The organism is Allomuricauda sp. ANG21 (assembly GCF_040705235.1).
Lineage (GTDB): Bacteria > Bacteroidota > Bacteroidia > Flavobacteriales > Flavobacteriaceae > Flagellimonas > Flagellimonas marina.
In genome coordinates this window covers 249,683-267,946 of sequence record NZ_JBFCVT010000001.1, presented here as the reverse complement: position 1 = coordinate 267,946, position 18,264 = coordinate 249,683, and the positions used below count along the sequence as shown (strand labels likewise).

The window sequence follows — 18,264 nt, the reverse complement described above, 5'->3', positions numbered from 1 at the left end:
TTTATTAAACTTGCTTCAACATTTTCAATATAACTGCTCTAGTTAATTCTTGCCAGCCAGTTACACCAGAAACAACAACTTTAACAACATCATTTTGTTTGTTTGAATAGAGTTTATAAACGGAATCAATTTTATCCTCATTATCAAAAAAGAAGATTAAATAGTCAACAGTAAAGATGCAAAAATTGTTCGGAGCCATTTGATATGCTGTCAACATACCTCTGGTATTGTCATTAAGAGCCAAAGGTTTAATCACAGTAAAATTATAATTTGGTAAATTCTTGATTTTTTCGAAAGAGCTAAGCATATTTTGATGGCTCGTCTTAAGATTTTCATCAAGAAAAAACCCTAGTTCTGATTCTATCTTTGCTGATAATTTGAATTTTTCAAAAATCTCTAGCTCAGAAATAGAAACTCGCCAAACTATGGAATAGATAAATAACTTAAATGAAGTAGGATTGATTCTCAAACATTCTAGGAGTTTATTTTTTCCATAATCATGAATTCGAAATTTATCTTTTTGATTAGTAAAATCATTGATTGACCTAATCTTTTTTGCAAAATAAGTCTCTAACAGTCCTAGCCTTTTTTCACATTCAGGGCATAAAATATGATGTTCTTTTGGAGTATCTTGAATTTTCCGACTTGCTCCTTTTCTATCAACCATTAATAGGTGCCTAGGGTTTGTGTATTCAAATAACCGCTTAGATAAAAACTTTGGAATGATATGAGAATTCCTTTTGTTAGCGTGATTTGTTTTACAGAGTTTGCAAATTTTCATGTTACGGGAGGTTGTATTTCACATAAAAGCTTAACGACGCCGTTTCCCAAGCGCAAATCATGGCGCCATTCCATGTCAACTCCATAGACTAAATCATAAAATGAGCCAAATGGGCTCCCGGGTTAATGATTTAAAAATGGATAAAAACTTAGTTCTTTTCAATCTCCCCAATCATTTCTTTTGCCACTAATGTTGAAGAAGGCAGAAACATGGTCGTTACAATCCGCTGGTCAATGACCACATCATGTTTATCGGCCAAGTCATTTTTGGTCTGGAACAACGCTCCATTTTGTCGTAGTTGGTCCTCCAACATGATGGGCAATAAGGTTCCTTCTGCGGCCCAACTTTTGGTCACCTCCGTGGAATTCGGGAATCCGGTCAATTTTACATCTTTTACCAGATACTCCCCATTGTTGAGTTTTACATTGGCAAAAGCACCGGGCCCGTGTCCACAACCTCCCACTACGCCGCCATTTTCATAAATTTTGGCTATGAGTGGTAAGATAGCCTCATTTTTGGCGACATCAAATAAAGGTCCGTACCCTCCGCCAATAAAGACGGCTTTGTACTTTGTATAATCCACTTGGTCGGGCGTCAATGAATTTTCAACCTTGCCATTAAAATTTTCATACTTGATGGTATAACTACTGATGCCCACGGGATCCATGGAGAAAGGTACTTTGCCACCCGTTGGCGAAACAAAATCCACTTCGTAGCCATGGGAAACAAAAATATGGTAGGGGGGCGCCACTTCCCAAAGATTGTTCCCGGCAAAGTGCTTTTCGGGATCACCCATATCTTCTGTGTTTGAAACAACAATCAGTATTTTTCCCTTTTCAGGATTGTTGTTGCCACACGATATAAAAATTAATAAGGCCCATAAGGCCAAGAAACCTTTTTTCATTTTTTTGATTGATTTTAGAGTAGGTCTCGCAACAGGGGGGAATGTTACAGTTTTTCTAAATTAAAGCCAATTCTATAAGCAATGTAAAACACGCCTTTTTACCTGAAATTGATTTAGGAGTTACTCTTCCCCATCCGCCAAAGGCGAAATCATTATATGGGCTCGGTGTGTGCCAGGGTTCATGATCCACGGATGGTTTGGGCTTACAGGGTTTTCGGGCAGACCAGTGGATTCTGCCGTGGCAAAGGGCAAATAGACCACATAGCGGTATTTGGCGCCTTCCACTTTATGGGTTTCGGGATCATAGGTGTCCTTGGGACCATAATAGATGTGTAGCGTAGCACCCGGTTTTCCCATATCCAGTTTCCCAGATTTGGCCTCTTCTTCCCGAATATCAAAAATTTCGGGCCCTGTTTTTCCTTCGGAGCGCAGTTCGCGACCTCTTGCCATAAAAGGTTCCATGCTTTTGTGATAGCAAGCCGCACTGAACCCTTGGTTATTGGGGTCATCGGCAAGCACTATAAACTCGTTGTTTCCTTCTTTGTAGGTCACAAATTCGCCTTCACTGTTGTAGCCAATGACGGTACACCCATCCCGACTGGCTGCTGGGGCGGCCATTAAAGAGGTGGCAATCAAGGCTTCTTCAGTGTCGATGGCTACGTAGTTTATTTTTGTTTTGGTACTGTCCGTAACAGTTTCAGTTGCTGATGATGCGTCGGTTTCTTTTTTGTTCTTGCCTGAAGAGTTGCAGGACACTAAAACCCCAGATAAAGCGATTGCGATGATGAGCTGTTTCATTTTCGTAGAATTTAATGGTCTGAAAAGATGACCTTAAAATATACCACTAAATTTTTAAAGTTGATGGGTATTTCGGCGCTCGGTGTTACAAGCAGGCAATACTATTCTTTTGGAGCATCTTGAAGAGCAGCCCTCGCTTCTTTTATATCTAATCGGTCTCCATCCAGATTTTGGGCTTTATCAAGGGTTTCCAGAGCCAAATTGTACTTTTTCTGAAGTTGGTACAATTCAGCCAATTTCATCCATGCCAATGGATTTTTAGCATCATATTGTGTCCATAATTTGGCAAGTTTTACTGCACTTTCCGGTTTTTGCCTCTCTAAAGTCACATTGATTTTTTTGTTCATTTGATCACTGTCACCATCAATGGGGTTCCACCATTTGAGTTCTCCAAACATGGCATATCGACTTTGATAAATTGAATCAGCGATTGTTAACTCCTCCTCCAAATAAATATCCGATATGTGCCTTAGGTCATTATTTTCAACAATTTTTAGAAATGCCCTATCATCGCCCTTAAAAAAATCGGTTGAATTCACGGATACGGGAAATTCTATTGAAATTTCATTGGAGTCATTCAACGGATGACTCAGTTGCCAATAGACCGATGAACAATACAGTTTTAATCCACTGTTGGGAAGTTGGTACGTAATGGGGTCGCCATAATGATTGTATCCTGCTCCCATTGGCTCACCGACTGTGGTAACATTCAAATACTTTTTTAATCGAGCAACAAGCATAATCCCTGCACTAAAAGTTTGCTTTCCGGTTAAGATACATAGCTTGGTTTTTGGATGAGTCTTACAGAAAGTTATGATATCGTTCACCAAAGGAACCATCATGCTTCCATCTCCACCAAAACAATAACGTACATCAATGATAAGCTTTTCGGGTTTTGCTTCTTTCATAGCAACAACAAGTCGTTGTAAGAAGTCTTTAAAAGGCTCGGGACCAATTTCTGCGGCAAAATTAAATTGAAATACAAATGCTGAGTATTCTGGATAATTTTTGAACCAATACGGCTCCCTGCTTGCATAATAGGGAGGGGCCTCGTCACTAAATTCCCGATACTTTAGGGGAGGTTTGCCGTTTTCAAATGGGGTGACGTAAGTATGGTACTCTTCTAGAGGAGGGCCGAACAATTCTCCCCAATTTCTGTAGTTTGTTGAGTAAAAGGATGAAATCGATGTTATTTCCACAGTTGAGCGTTTACCGTTTTCATCACTAAGCTGTAAAATCAAATTTTGATTGTTTTTAATAATTCCCATGCCTTCCAATAATGCGGTGTTGGACAAAAAAGCTGCTGCTATGTTTTTTTTGTGAAAAGCATTGTCACCACTTATGGCCTTGGAAACGGCATTTAAAACATCAGAAGCTGGCAAGCCCGAAATGGATACAACCTTTTTACCAATGAGTTGTTTGTATGCTGGATGAGCCACCGTAATGAACAGTCCATCATCAAAATCATAGAAGCGAATAGGAAACCAATGGTCAAAACCATAATTCCCGTCAAAATCCAAGAAAGTATGGCCATCATTAAGAAGGGCAACAATCGAGCTTAGTTTTATGGATATTTCTTTTTCAGAAAGCTTAGCGATATTTTTCTTTAAATTTTGTAGTTCGTTGTCCCAATGTTCTTTGGATATACGGTAAAAGGGATTGGGGTGTCTGGTGCGGATAAGATAATCCACATAATCAATGTCATTTGTCCAATTTTGATGTTTGGCAATGTCATTGGACTGGCCATGGCAAAGATTGATGAGAACAAGTATGCCAAAGCAACAAGTAAGGAAATAGGATTTCAAACCGTTTACTTTTATAGAATACTTCCGTAAAAGCAATTGGTTACAAATTTTGGGTATTCTATGTTTCTGTGAAAAATAGAAACCTCATAGATAATGGGAGATGTACAAAAGCCAGAGGCTATCAAAATGACCTCGTCAAGTTTCCTGTCACACCGCTACAACCCTTTAATATATGCATTGGTATTTGAGCCAATCCATTGAACACTACATTTTAAAAGTTATGGGAATGGAATAGGGTACATCAATAGGTTTTCCATTCTGCTTTCCAGGGGTCATTTTGGGCAGAAGTTGAATGATTCGTAATGCTTCTTTTTCCAGAACCTTATGTGGCCCTCTAGTTCTAATTTTTTCAATATCCCCTGTTTTGGTTATGATGAATATAATATTCACTTTTCCAGAAATTCCATTTACCTGGGCCTCCACGGGATATGAAAAATGGTTTTTAATGTGTTCTTGCATCTTCAATTGAAAGCACCTTTTGGCCTCTTCTTGCGTCAGGTTTTTGCAGCCGGGGAAAACAGGGATTTCCTCTACGACACCTCCTTTGTACTTTTTTGTATTGGGAATATGTATTAACTCCACTTCTTTTTGGCCCATTGGTAGAAATTGGTAAAGCAGATGGTGAGTACTGACAATGGGGTCAGGTTTTTTGTTTAGGACTTTAAACTGCGGCAAGGAAGAAGGGATTTGTTCAAGGTCAGGCCCAAACTTATCGTACAATGCCCTTGAATTGATGCTGATCCTACCTTTATTTTTTTTGACTTGACCGTTTTTGTCAACTTCAAACAATATGGCGATTGATAATGTATCCTTTATATTTTTTTTGATGAGGTACAGATTTCTTTTTTGTGCCAAAATGGAAACAACCTGATTCTGTACGGCATTGTAAAGGTACTCGTTGTGATTTTGATGCTCCATGACGTTGGGGTGAATCAATTGTTCCTGCGGGAAATAGTCGATTTTTGGGTCATCACTTTTTTGAATGGCAAAATTTACAGGAAACCCAAAAATGAAGGGTACCGGGATTCCGTTCTTTACAGCGGGCTCAATTTTTGGGAGCAGGCTTAAGGTCTTAATGGCCTCGTTTTTAAAATCTTCCCGAACTGAGCGGGCTTTAATATTGTTGATGATGCCATTTTTGTCAATTTCAAACTGCATATAGACAACCCCTTCAATCCCATTCTTTAATGCATTTTCAGGATATGAGATTTTTCCATGTACAAATTCCATCAATTGTAGTTGAAAACAATCCCGTTTGCTTAAATCATTTGTGCAAGGATTTTCATCGATTATCGGAAATTGATCCACTTCTTCTGGGGCATACACTCTTTCTTGGGAATAGAAGGTGCAGCTGAACAAGAAAAATACAAACAGAAAAAGGGACTTCATCGTAAAGGTTATACGGCCACAACCCCTTTTATATGCGGATGCGGGTCGTAGTTCAACAACTCAAAATCAGAAAACGTAAAATCGAAAATGTCTTTTACCTCGGGATTCAGTTTCATGGTGGGCAAGGGGCGTGGATCACGGCTCAATTGCAGATGCACTTGCTCCAAATGGTTGTTATAGATATGAGCATCGCCAAAGGTGTGAATGAATTCTCCGGGCAAATAGCCACATACCTGGGCCATCATCATGGTGAACAAGGCATATGAAGCAATATTGAACGGAACGCCCAAAAAGATATCGGCACTACGCTGGTACAGTTGACATGAAAGTTTGCCATCGGCCACATAAAATTGAAAAAAGGCGTGGCAGGGGGGGAGTGCGGCTTTGCCATTGGCCACGTTCTCTGCAAAGGATACCGAAGTATCTGGCAATACGCTGGGATTCCAGGCAGATACCAACATTCTACGGCTGTTTGGACTGGTCTTCAGTGTTTCGATAACTTCCTTGATTTGGTCGATTTCTTCACTGTTCCAATTACGCCATTGGTGGCCATAGACCGGTCCCAAATCACCATTATCATCCGCCCATTCGTTCCAAATGCGTACTCCATTTTCTTGGAGGTATTCAATATTGGTGTCGCCTTTTAAAAACCACAACAACTCATGGATAATGGATTTAAGGTGTAATTTTTTAGTGGTCACCATGGGAAATCCATCGGCAAGGTTAAACCGCATCTGATAGCCAAAAACGCTCAAAGTTCCAGTTCCAGTGCGGTCGCCTTTGGCGTTTCCGTGTTCCAACACATGTTTAAGGAGGTCGTGGTATTGTTTCATAGTGGGGTTAAAGGTAAATGGTTGTGGATAAAAGGACAATAGATCAGTAGTTTGACTTATGAAGATTTTATCAACTGTTAGAGGGTTAAGGGGTAAAAGGTTAATGGTTAAGCCTAACGTGTTTGATCAAGGCTACGAGTTTCTTTTGTAGTGTTTGAATTTTTTCAACAACCCGATCTGTTACTTCAGGAGAAAGAAATTCTAAATCTTCACAGAGGATTAAATGGGTTTCCAATTCGTAAGCTGATCCAAGACTAATTTGAGGAAATCGAAGAAAATCTTTTTGGGAATGTTTACTGCATCCTTCGGCAATGTTGGCTGGAATGGAAATAACGCTTCTTTGAATTTGTGGAATCAATCCAAATTGTTCGGAGTTCGGTAAAAGTTTGGTGAGCGTATAAATTTCTTTCACTAAAATTCGTCCATCTTTCCAGACAGTTAACTCTCGAAAATTTCGCATAGCGATGTATGTTTAAAATTTCGAGGTTGAAATCTATATGTTAATTTTTCAGCTTCTTGAAAGGTTTTTTTACCATTTACCCAAAACCTTTTGCCCTTCACCCTTTTACCACTGGCCTTTCACCTGACTACCCCAAAATCATACCCGCAATGGTGGCAGACAATAATGAGGCCAAGGAACCACCCAAAACGGCTTTCATGCCAAATTGAGACAGTACTTTTCGCTGACCCGGGGCCAAAGAGCCAATCCCTCCGATCTGTATACCGATGGAAGCAAAGTTGGCAAAACCACACAACATGTATGTGGCCATGATAACGGATTTACTATAGGTAAAATGAAGGTCACTTGTCACGGCTTTCAGTTCCGCCAATTGAATGTAGCCTACAAATTCACTTGCGGCCAGTTTAATACCAAGTAACTGTCCCATGAGCATAACATCTTCATTGGCCACCCCAATGAGCCACATCAGCGGAGCAAATACAGTTCCTAGAATGGCTTCTAGAGAAAAACTATCGTAAGGGGAGTTGGCGGCAATCCATGCATTGAAAGTGGTGAGATCACCGACCCAGCCCAAAATGCCATTGATCATGGCAATGAAAGCCACAAAAACCAAGAGCATGGCCCCAACATTGAGGGCGAGCTTTAAACCTTCGGTAGTACCATTAGCAATGGCGTCCAGAATATTGGCCCCAATTTTTTCTGAAGAAACTTTGACATCGGTATTGACGGCTTCGGTCTGTGGATACAATATTTTTGAAATGACAATGGCACCCGGTGCTGCCATTACGGAGGCGGCCAAAAGGTGCTTCGCGAAGACCAAACGCAATACAGGGTCATCCCCACCCAAAAATCCAATATAAGCGGCGAGAACAGCTCCAGCTACGGTGGCCATTCCACCAATCATTACCAAAAGGATTTCAGACTTGTTCATTTTTTCCAGATAGGCTTTGATAAGCAGTGGCGCTTCGGTTTGGCCTAAAAAAATGTTTCCGGCCACGGAAAGACTTTCAGCACCGGATATGCCCAAGGATTTGGATAACAACCAAGCCATTGCTTTCACCACTTTTTGAATGATACCTAAATAGAATAAAACGGAAGTAAGTGCAGAGAAAAAGATAATGGTTGGCAATACTTGAAAGGCAAAAATGTATCCAAAAGTATCCATGTCAACCACTAACCCCTCAAATAGAAATTGGCTTCCGGCCCTTGTAAAGTCGAGGATGCTGACAAAGACTTCTCCTATTTTTTCGAAAGCATATTGTACAAAGGGAACTTTGAGAACCCCAATGGCAATAAGTAATTGCAATGTTAGTCCAATGCCCACCGTTTTCCAATTGATGGCTCTTCGGTTGGAACTGAACAAAAAGGAAATCAAGATCAAAACGGCCATACCCAATGCTCCTCTCCATAGCGTATGGATAGAAAAACCTTGGTTGGGAATCATCTCTGGGGTATCCTGTGCGGAAATATCATTGATGATGGTAGTACCAATGGTGGTGTTAAGTGAATCTGTGGGGAGGTTATTTTGGCCAAATACAGCCGTACAAATAAAAACTAGTATCAGGAAACTTAACGTCTTTTTCCCCATGTATGTGATTTATTTACGCTTGGAAATCTCGTCCCGTAATTTGGCAGCTTTTTCGTAGTCCTCGCCGGCCACTGCCTTTTCCAGTTCTTTATGGAGTTCATCCAATGACATCTCGCGGTAGCCATGGGAGCCCGGTCCTGATTCAATCTCTACCGCTTCTCCTTCCTGAAGGATTTCATCCACTACAATACTGTTGTCATCATCCTCATTTTCATCTTCTTTTGAAGAGAATTTGAGAAAAATACCAGCCTTGTCCAAAATAGTTCTGTAGGTGAAAATAGGCGCATCAAACCGAAGGGCCAATGCAATGGCATCGCTGGTTCGGGCATCTATGATTTCCTCTTCCTTATCACGTTCACAAATAATGCTGGAATAAAAAACCCCGTCCACTAGTTTGTGAATAATGACCTGTTTTATCACTATTTGAAATCGGTCTGCAAAATTCTTGAACAAGTCATGGGTCAAAGGCCGTGGGGGTTTAATTTCCTTTTCCAATGCAATGGCAATGGACTGCGCTTCAAATGCTCCAATGACTATGGGAAGTTTTCTATCACCTTCAACCTCATTCAAAATAAGGGCGTAAGCACCATTCTGGGTTTGACTGTATGATATTCCCTTTATTTTTAATCGTACTAAACTCATAAATCTCCTCCTAAACAAAAAAGGCTGTTCAAATAAGTGGCTTCACCAGTTATCTGAACAGCCCCTGTTAAGGGCAAATTAACAAAATTTAAGCGTTTTGGGCTTTAAATTCCTTTAATTTTTCGATGAGTTTGGGTACTACCTCAAAGGCATCCCCAACAATTCCGTAATCAGCGGCCTTGAAGAAAGGAGCTTCAGGGTCGTTGTTGATGACCACTTTGACTTTGGAAGCGTTTATCCCTGCCAAATGCTGTATGGCTCCAGAGATGCCAATGGCAACATAAAGGTTACTCGCTACGGGCTTTCCAGTTTGCCCTACGTGCTCGCTGTGCGGGCGCCATCCCATATCGGATACGGGTTTGGAACAAGCGGTTGCTGCTCCCAACACTTCGGCCAGTTCTTCAACCATGCCCCAATTTTCAGGACCTTTAAGCCCACGACCACCGGAAACTACAATGTCAGCATCTGCAATGGTCACTTTTCCGGCCACTTTGTCCACTTCAACGGACTTGGTGGTGAAGGCGTCATCAGCCAAAGAGGAACTAAAATCCTCTACAGTAGCTGAGTTGCTATTCTCCACTGCACCAAAAGCGTTGTTTGATACTCCAATGATTTTAACATCTGCGGAAATTTCTGTGTGGGCGAAACCTTTGTTACTGAAAGCAGTTCGTTTCACTACAAAAGGAGAAGTGCTGTCTGGGGCTGCCACCACGTTAGGGACATATCCCGCGTTTAATTTTGCAGTAAGGATAGGTGCCAAAAATTTGGTGTCGGCGCTGGAACTCAATACAATGACTTTGGCTCCCTCTGCCTCGGCAGCTTGGGCCAAAGCACTGGCATAAGCTTTTGCATTAAAGGTGGCCAATTGGTCATTGGATATTTGTAAAACTTTGGAAACCCCATATTCGCCCAATGAAGCTGCATCGTTGGCATTGAAGCTGACCGCGGTAACGTTTGTTCCCAAGTCTTGGGCCACTTTGTAGGCGTAGGATGCCACCTCAAAGGCACTTTTTTTGAATTTCCCTTTTTCTGATTCGGTATATACTAAGACTGACATAATTTTCTGAAATTTCAATTTTTCAAATCCCAAATCCCGAGATGGGCTTGGAACTTGGATTTTGGAATTTGTTTTTTAGATGACTTTAGCTTCGTTGTGCAATAGGTCGACCAATTCCCCAACGTTATCGGCGTCCACCAGTTTTACGGGTCCTTTCGGCGCAGGTTTTTCAAACTTTTGGTCTTGGGTAGGTTGGGATGCCTCTACAGGCTCAACCACATTCAAAGCTTTTTTTCGGGCCATCATAATACCACGCATATTGGGAATGCGAAGGTCACTTTCTTCAACCAATCCTTTCTGGCCACCAATCACTAAGGGCAACGAAGTGCTTATTTTTTCTTTTCCACCGTCAATTTCCCGAATGGCAGTGGCGTTTGTTCCATCCACCTCTAAATTGATACAAGTATTTACAAAATTCATGTCCAGCAGTGTGGCCAAGATACCAGGGACCATACCCCCATTATAATCAATAGATTCCCTACCCGCAATAATGAGGTCGTAGCCACCATTTTTTACCACTTCGGCCAATTGTTGGGCCACAAAGAAACCATCAGAAGGCTCGGCGTTCACCCGAATGGCCTCATCTGCTCCAATGGCCAATGCCTTTCGGATGGTGGGCTCGGTCTGTGCTCCACCCACGGTAGCTACATGAACTTCTGCTCCTTGTTTTTCCTTGAACCACATGGCACGTGTCAACCCAAATTCATCATTGGGATTTATCACAAATTGTACCCCGTTGGTATCAAACTTGGTATCACCTTCCGTAAAATTGATTTTGGAAGTTGTATCCGGTACGTTGCTAATGCAAACTAAAATCTTCATATGTATTTTAGGTTTATGGCATCAAAGATAGCTATTAAATTCTGAAATTTATTATGCATGCATAATAAATTTTGTTCTTTTTTTTGATTGAGGTCAGGGTTGTGTTCTTCTAGTTTTTGCTATTTTTGCTTGCGTTTTTAAGCACACTAACGAATCTATTTATCACCAGTTAATGAAAACACTACAGTTTAGGGAGGCCATAGCAGAGGCGATGTCTGAAGAAATGCGAAGGGATGATACCATTTATTTGATGGGAGAGGAAGTGGCCGAATATAATGGGGCTTATAAAGCTTCCAAAGGAATGTTGGATGAGTTCGGTCCGGAACGCGTTTTGGATACGCCTATTTCTGAATTGGGTTTTGCCGGTATAGGTGTAGGTTCTGCCATGAACGGTAACCGACCTATCATAGAATTTATGACCTTCAACTTTTCCTTGGTGGGCATAGACCAAATCATCAACAATGCCGCCAAGATCAGGCAGATGTCTGCTGGACAATTTCCATGTCCTATTGTTTTTAGGGGGCCTACTGCTTCAGCCGGACAATTGGCCGCCACGCATTCCCAGGCCTTTGAAAGTTGGTATGCCAACTGCCCTGGATTGAAGGTAGTGGTGCCATCTAACCCGGCCGATGCCAAAGGTTTGTTGAAATCTGCTATCCGTGATGACGACCCCGTTATTTTTATGGAATCTGAGCAGATGTATGGCGATAAAGGTGAAGTGCCAGAAGGTGAATATACCATTCCATTGGGTGTGGCCGATATTAAAAGAGAAGGTACGGATGTTACTATTATTTCCTTTGGAAAAATCATCAAGGAAGCATACAAAGCTGCTGATGAATTGGAGAAGGAAGGTATCAGTTGTGAAATCATTGACTTGCGCACCGTTCGTCCAATGGATCACGATGCCATCCTTAAATCTGTGAAAAAAACCAACAGAATGGTGATTTTGGAAGAAGCATGGCCATTTGGCAATGTGGCCACTGAAATTATCTACCACGTACAAGATAAAGCGTTCGATTATTTGGATGCACCCATCGTAAAATTAAACACAGCGGATACACCGGCACCGTACTCGCCAGTACTTTTGGCTGAATGGTTACCCAATCATGAAGATGTGATCAAAGCTGTTAAAAAGGTTTTATATAAATAAACTTGGTTATATTTGTAAGGTATTTGGGCCTCATCGACATTCGTTGATGGGGCTTTTTTAAGGGAACAGTTTTTGATAAAAAATTACTTGTAGTAAAAATTTAACCAAAGTAAAACGGAAAGACCCAATGGTTTTTCACATGTCCCATATATCAAAACATGAAAAGATTCCTTGCCGTATTCTTTTTCCTATTCTTTTTGGCCATTTCTGCCCAAACCAAGGTTGGGGGCATTGTTTTGGATGAATCAGGCGAACCCATAGCCTTTGCCAATATCATTTTTAAAAACTCTTCTGAAGGTACCATCACCAACGATAATGGCCGCTTTTATTTGGAATCTGATGAGACTTATGATGTCATCAAGGTTTCCTTTATTGGGTATGATACCAGAGAAATAGCCTTGCCCCAAAAAGTGAACTATGGGATGGAGGTTGTTCTGATTGAGTCCACAGAGCAACTTCAAGAAGTGGTGGTCTACACCGGGAAACAGTCCAAAAAAGATAATCCGGCCATTGATATTCTCCGAAAGATTTGGGAGAAGAAGCGCGAGAATGGAGTACGGATGTTCAAGCAATATGAGTACGACAAGTACGAGAAGATAGAATTTGACCTTAATACCATCGACAGTGCGCTCATTCAGAGTAAGTTGTTCAAAGGACTGGAATTCATGTTCGATAATTTGGATACATCTCGGGTAACCGGAAAAACATACCTGCCCTTTTTCCTGAATGAACATTTTTCAAGGGTTTATGGAGATAACACCATAAACCGGGAAAAAGAGGATGTTTTGGGGAACAAAAGTTCTGGTTTTGAGGGAAATCAGGCCATAACCGCGTTCGTGGAAGACCTCTATTCCGACTACAATATCTACGATAATTACCTCCGGTTTTTTGACAAGAGCTTTACCAGTCCACTTTCCAAAACAGGAATTGATACCTATAATTATGTCCTTTCGGACAGCACTTTTATTGATAATAAGTGGTGTTACAACATTATCTATTACCCCAGACGGCCCAACGAACTTACCTTTAAGGGTGATTTCTGGGTGAATGATTCCACTTTTGCCATCAAGAAAATAAACTTACAGGTCACCAAAAGTGCCAATATAAACTGGGTAAAAGAGATTTATATTGAGCAGGATTTTGATGTGGTCAACGACTCCGTCTTTTTGTTGAAACGAGATTATATGCTGAGCGATTTTGCCTTTTCCAAAAAGGAAAAATCACGTGGAGTGTATGGTAAGCGAACCACTGTTTTTGATAATTACAAGTTCAATGCAAATCATCCCGAAGAATTTTACAAGTCAGAGTCTGACCCATACGACCCCAGAGTGTTTGCTAGGGACAGTACATTTTGGAAAAATGCCCGATTAGAATCCTTAAACGATGATGAATCGGGAATTTTTAAACTGTTGGATACCTTAAAAACTGTCCCCAAGTTCCGAACGTATTATGACATTGTGAGTATTTTGGGTTCAGGCTATATAGAAATAGATAAATGGAACCTCGACATTGGCGACATCTACAGCACCTTTGGGTACAATGACGCTGAAGGCATTCGGCTTAGGGGAGGAGCCCGAACCTATTTTGGCCAGAACGACCCCTGGCGTTTGGAAGGATATATGGCTTATGGTTTTGGGGACAGGAAGTTCAAACATGGATTTTCAGGGAAGTTTTTGTTGGATAGGAAGACACGGCTCATAGTATCTGGGGGAAATAGACGGGATATTGAACAATTGGGGATAAGTCTAACCAGTACCAATGACGTTCTGGGCCGTAGTATTGCGTCTTCTTCACTAGTGACAGTAGGCTCCAATAATCGGCTAACCAATATAAATCTGTCCACTCTTAACTTTGAGATTGAACCGGCCAAGAATTTCAGAGTCAGTTTGGGAGGGTCATTCCGAACCTTGAGTTCAGCATTGCCTGAGGCTTTTAATTTGGATTATGTGGATTTGGAATCTCCAACAGGAGTTTCATCCGAAGTAAAACAGTTCGATTTAAATACAACCTTAATTTACACGCCTGGCAAACGAACCATTGGTTACGGTGTGGAACGAGTCAATATAAATGATGACCATAGCACCTTGGTTCTTAATTATACCAAAGGTATAAGCGGTTTTTTGGAAAGCGATTTTGACTATGAGCGACTTCAGTTTTCATACAGACAACCATGGCAAGTGGGTGGATTTGGAAGACTGACCAGTAGTGTGGAATTGGGGAAGACCTTTGGTGAGGTGCCGCTTTCTCTTCTGAGCGTGATTCCCGGTAACCAGACGTTATTTTCACTCTACAATGTTTTTCCAAACCTTGATTTTTACGAGTTTGTCACCGATACCTATGCCACAGTGCACTTGGAACACAACTTTAACGGAAGACTGTTTTCAAGGATACCACTGTTGCGCAAGTTTAATCTTCGGGAAATTGTGGGACTTCGTGGAGCTTGGGGCCAACTTTCCGATGAGAATATTGCGCTCAGCGCGCCTAGCAACATCCCTTTAAGGGCTCCCGAAGACCAGATTTACTGGGAGTATTCCTTTGGAGTGGGGAACATTTTTAAAATCTTAAGAATCGACTTTAACTTCAGGGGCAATTACTTGGATAATCCCGATGCTCGACCTTTCGGAATTACGGGGACCTTCGGATTTAATTTTTAACTGAAAAAATCTTCCTGATGCAAAACATTAGGATTCAGATGAAATTGTCATTCCCTTGAAAACGGGAATCTAAACGAATTAATGCGATTTTCGTATCCTTTTCCAGTAATACGGGCTATTTTTGCAAAAACAAAACTTCAAAAATGCCCAAAAAAGAACCCGTTACTTTCGATGTATTGATTGAAATTCCAAAAGGTAGCCGAAACAAGTACGAATACGATTTTACACTGCACAAGATTAGGTTTGACCGTACCCTGTTTTCTTCCATGATGTATCCCGGTGATTATGGTTTTATTCCAGAAACCCTTGCCTTGGACGGAGACCCCTTGGATGTTTTGGTACTTTGTACCGAGCCAACCTACCCTATGGTGGTTGCTGAAGTGAAACCAGTGGGGGTCTTCCACATGACCGATGAAAAAGGCCCTGATGAAAAATTGATTTGTGTACCCGTCTCGGACCCTATTTGGAGCAAAAGAGATGATATTAGTGAATTGAACCCACATAGATTAAAGGAAATAGAGCACTTTTTTCAGGTATATAAAGATTTGGAAAAGAAGAAAGTGGACACCGGTGGCTGGGGTGATGTCAATGAAGCCATCGCCATTTATCACGAATGTGTGAAACGCTATGAAGAAAGTGAACACAAAAAGAAACGGACCTATACCATATAGATAACGTAGAACTCGAATAAATGCGCTTTTAATAATCAAAAGCGCATTTTTTTTATTACTTCGTATTTTACTACATTAGCTGCCATTAAAAAAATCTTAAATAACTACAAACTATGGATTTAATCGTGAAATTTTTGCCCGTGTTTGGTGTCCTGGGCTTACTGTACGTGTTTGTGAAGAACGTATGGATCTCTAAACAAGAAGTCGGGGATGATAAAATGGCAAGAATTGCCAAGAACATTGCGGATGGAGCAATGTCTTTTCTTAAAGCGGAATACAAAATATTGAGCATATTCGTAATTGCCGTGGCCGTTTTGTTGTTCTTTAAAGGAAGTAACGAAGCTGGTTCAAACGGTATGGTTGCCATTTCTTTTATTGTTGGGGCCATCTGTTCTGCATTGGCAGGTTTCATTGGAATGAAAGTGGCCACCAAAGCCAACGTTCGAACTACCAATGCAGCCCGTACATCTTTGGGAAAAGCCTTGGAAGTTGCCTTTGCTGGAGGAGCAGTAATGGGACTTGGTGTTGTTGGACTAGGGGTTCTTGGTTTGAGTGGACTTTTCATGATTTACAGCGGACAAGGCTGGGAATTGGGTGAAGTATTGAATGTGCTCTCCGGTTTTTCTTTAGGTGCATCCTCCATTGCCCTTTTCGCTCGTGTAGGTGGAGGAATCTATACCAAAGCTGCTGATGTGGGTGCGGACCTTGTGGGTAAGGTGGAAGCCGGTATTCCCGAAGACCACCCTTTAAACCCTGCTACAATTGCGGATAACGTTGGAGATAATGTAGGGGATGTTGCTGGTATGGGAGCTGACCTTTTTGAATCTTACGTGGGTTCCATCATTGGTACCATGGTACTGGGAGCCATCTTTGCTGGATTGCCAGAGTTCCAAGCAGCTTTTGATGGTCTAGGGGCCGTATATCTGCCTTTGGCATTGGCTGCCGTTGGAATTGTAATGTCCATTATAGGAACTTTCTTTGTAAGGGTAAAAGATGGCGGAAATCCACAGACTGCCTTGAACATTGGTGAGTTTGGTTCAGCCGGACTTATGTTGATTGCTTCCTATTTTATTATTAACAACATGCTACCTGAATCTTGGGTAGAAGGTGGAAAAGAATACTCTGCCATGGGTGTTTTCTGGGCCACTATTGCTGGTCTGGTTGCAGGATTGTTGGTAGGTAAGGTCACTGAATATTATACGGGAACCGGAACTAAACCTGTAAATTCCATTGTTCGTCAGTCTGAAACAGGTTCTGCCACCAATATTATTGCTGGTTTGGGTGTGGGGATGATGTCCACCGCTATTCCAATTATATTGATTGCCGCCGCAATCTTGGTATCACACCATTTTGCTGGTTTGTATGGAATCGCTATTGCCGCTGTGGGTATGTTGGCCAACACCGGAATCCAATTGGCAGTTGATGCCTATGGACCTATTTCTGATAATGCGGGTGGTATCGCCGAGATGGCTGAACTACCTAGTGAAGTTCGTGAGCGTACCGATAAATTGGATGCCGTGGGGAACACCACCGCTGCCATTGGTAAAGGTTTTGCCATTGCCTCCGCTGCATTGACTGCTTTGGCTTTGTTTGCAGCTTTTATGAAGACAGCAGGGGTTGAATCCATTGATGTTTCCCGACCCGATATTATGGCTGGATTATTGATTGGTGGAATGCTTCCTTTTGTGTTCTCGGCCCTTTCCATGAATGCTGTAGGTAGAGCTGCCATGGCCATGATTGAAGAAGTACGTCGCCAGTTCCGTGATATCCCTCAATTAAAAGCCGCTTTGGCGGTCATGGTGAAGTATGACGCAGATATTTCCAAAGCTTCGGCGGAGGATAGAAAAATATTTGATGCTGCCGATGGCGTAGCGGAATACGAAAAATGTGTGGCGATTTCTACGCAAGCCTCCATCAAAGAAATGGTATTGCCTGGTTTGTTGGCAATAGCCGTTCCAGTAGCCATTGGTTTTATAGGCGGAGCTGAAATGTTGGGCGGTTTGTTGGCAGGGGTTACCACTGCTGGTGTCTTGATGGCCATCTTCCAATCCAATGCCGGTGGTGCATGGGATAACGCCAAAAAGACCATAGAAAGTGAAGGTCGTAAAGGGTCTGATGCCCACAAAGCTGCCGTTGTTGGGGATACCGTTGGGGATCCTTTTAAGGATACTTCTGGTCCTTCCTTGAATATATTGTTGAAGTTGATGTCCGTTGTGGCCTTGGTAATTGCACCAAGTTTGGTAAGTCTATCACCTGCTGATGAAGTGAGCATGGTGAAAGCAGATGGAACCGTTATAACCATTTCTGAGGAAGGTATGAAAGAGACCAAGACCATCGAGAAGAAATTTGTAGTGGAAATTAGCAATACTGCTGATGGAACATACAAAGCCGTGATTACTTCAAGCTATGAAGACGGTGGGGAAGTTATGGAAGAAACAAAAGAGTTTGAAGCTGATTCCAAAGAAGAATTGGAGCAAATGATTGAAAAATACAAAAGTGCTAAGGCAAAGAATTAGCACTCGCTTTTATAAATCAAAAGCTGAAAAAACCACGCCTTGGCGTGGTTTTTTTATTCCTTTATCTTCCTAAGCAAAAGCCATAAAAGTATGAATTTGTCAGGTTGAGCCTGCCTTTGTCGGCAGACAGGCGCAGTCGAAACCCATCGATTTCCAGCGGAAGAGGCTTTAGATTTTGGTTTGCCGTCGTACTG

Annotated in this window: 15 protein-coding genes; 4 read left to right on the top strand and 11 right to left on the bottom strand. The window is 41.7% G+C overall.

Features of this window, described 5'->3' with window-relative positions; genetic code table 11:
- Positions 1–4: 4 nt before the first annotated feature.
- The 11 genes from AB1A65_RS01315 to AB1A65_RS01265 all read right to left on the bottom strand — a co-directional run bounded on the left by AB1A65_RS01315 (position 5) and on the right by AB1A65_RS01265 (position 11,079).
- A complete protein-coding gene (locus tag AB1A65_RS01315) occupies positions 5–667 on the bottom strand; it encodes a hypothetical protein (RefSeq protein WP_366584836.1) in 663 nt (220 codons plus the stop codon).
- Positions 668–929: 262 nt separating this feature from the next.
- Positions 930–1,685 carry a type 1 glutamine amidotransferase domain-containing protein gene (locus AB1A65_RS01310; RefSeq protein ID WP_366584834.1) on the bottom strand — a complete coding sequence of 252 codons (756 nt, stop codon included), beginning with the start codon at positions 1,683–1,685 and terminating at the stop codon, positions 930–932.
- Positions 1,686–1,805: 120 nt separating this feature from the next.
- On the bottom strand, positions 1,806–2,483 hold the full coding sequence (locus tag AB1A65_RS01305; RefSeq protein WP_366584833.1) for a hypothetical protein: 678 nt from the start codon (positions 2,481–2,483) through the stop codon (positions 1,806–1,808).
- Positions 2,484–2,584: 101 nt separating this feature from the next.
- Positions 2,585–4,288, bottom strand: a complete 1,704-nt coding sequence (locus AB1A65_RS01300) for a hypothetical protein (protein WP_366584831.1) — start codon at positions 4,286–4,288, stop codon at positions 2,585–2,587.
- 204 nt (positions 4,289–4,492) lie between these two features.
- On the bottom strand, positions 4,493–5,677 hold the full coding sequence (locus AB1A65_RS01295; RefSeq protein WP_366584829.1) for an energy transducer TonB: 1,185 nt from the start codon (positions 5,675–5,677) through the stop codon (positions 4,493–4,495).
- An 8-nt stretch (positions 5,678–5,685) separates the two neighbouring features.
- Positions 5,686–6,510: a thymidylate synthase gene (locus AB1A65_RS01290; protein WP_366584827.1), complete on the bottom strand. Its 825-nt coding sequence runs from the start codon at positions 6,508–6,510 to the stop codon at positions 5,686–5,688.
- Positions 6,511–6,610: 100 nt separating this feature from the next.
- The gene (locus tag AB1A65_RS01285; protein WP_366584825.1) at positions 6,611–6,970 is read right to left on the bottom strand and encodes a four helix bundle protein; all 360 of its coding nucleotides are present in this window, start codon (positions 6,968–6,970) and stop codon (positions 6,611–6,613) included.
- Positions 6,971–7,097: 127 nt separating this feature from the next.
- On the bottom strand, positions 7,098–8,558 hold the full coding sequence (locus AB1A65_RS01280; protein ID WP_366584823.1) for a nucleoside transporter C-terminal domain-containing protein: 1,461 nt from the start codon (positions 8,556–8,558) through the stop codon (positions 7,098–7,100).
- Positions 8,559–8,567: 9 nt separating this feature from the next.
- Positions 8,568–9,200: a bifunctional nuclease domain-containing protein gene (locus AB1A65_RS01275; protein ID WP_366584821.1), complete on the bottom strand. Its 633-nt coding sequence runs from the start codon at positions 9,198–9,200 to the stop codon at positions 8,568–8,570.
- Positions 9,201–9,288: 88 nt separating this feature from the next.
- Positions 9,289–10,257: an electron transfer flavoprotein subunit alpha/FixB family protein gene (locus tag AB1A65_RS01270; RefSeq protein ID WP_366584819.1), complete on the bottom strand. Its 969-nt coding sequence runs from the start codon at positions 10,255–10,257 to the stop codon at positions 9,289–9,291.
- Positions 10,258–10,332: 75 nt separating this feature from the next.
- A complete protein-coding gene (locus tag AB1A65_RS01265; protein ID WP_366584817.1) occupies positions 10,333–11,079 on the bottom strand; it encodes an electron transfer flavoprotein subunit beta/FixA family protein in 747 nt (248 codons plus the stop codon).
- A 172-nt stretch (positions 11,080–11,251) separates the two neighbouring features.
- On the opposite strand from AB1A65_RS01265, the gene AB1A65_RS01260 reads away from it, so the two are divergent.
- The 4 genes from AB1A65_RS01260 to AB1A65_RS01245 all read left to right on the top strand — a co-directional run bounded on the left by AB1A65_RS01260 (position 11,252) and on the right by AB1A65_RS01245 (position 18,070).
- Positions 11,252–12,229: a pyruvate dehydrogenase complex E1 component subunit beta gene (locus tag AB1A65_RS01260; protein WP_366584815.1), complete on the top strand. Its 978-nt coding sequence runs from the start codon at positions 11,252–11,254 to the stop codon at positions 12,227–12,229.
- A gap of 158 nt (positions 12,230–12,387) precedes the next feature.
- Positions 12,388–14,883, top strand: coding sequence for a DUF5686 family protein (locus AB1A65_RS01255; protein WP_366584813.1), 2,496 nt, complete (start codon positions 12,388–12,390; stop codon positions 14,881–14,883).
- A gap of 143 nt (positions 14,884–15,026) precedes the next feature.
- Entirely contained in the window at positions 15,027–15,554 is a 528-nt protein-coding gene (locus AB1A65_RS01250; RefSeq protein ID WP_366584811.1) for an inorganic diphosphatase, read from the top strand.
- 113 nt (positions 15,555–15,667) lie between these two features.
- Positions 15,668–18,070 carry a sodium-translocating pyrophosphatase gene (locus AB1A65_RS01245; protein WP_366584809.1) on the top strand — a complete coding sequence of 801 codons (2,403 nt, stop codon included), beginning with the start codon at positions 15,668–15,670 and terminating at the stop codon, positions 18,068–18,070.
- Positions 18,071–18,264 lie beyond the last annotated feature (194 nt).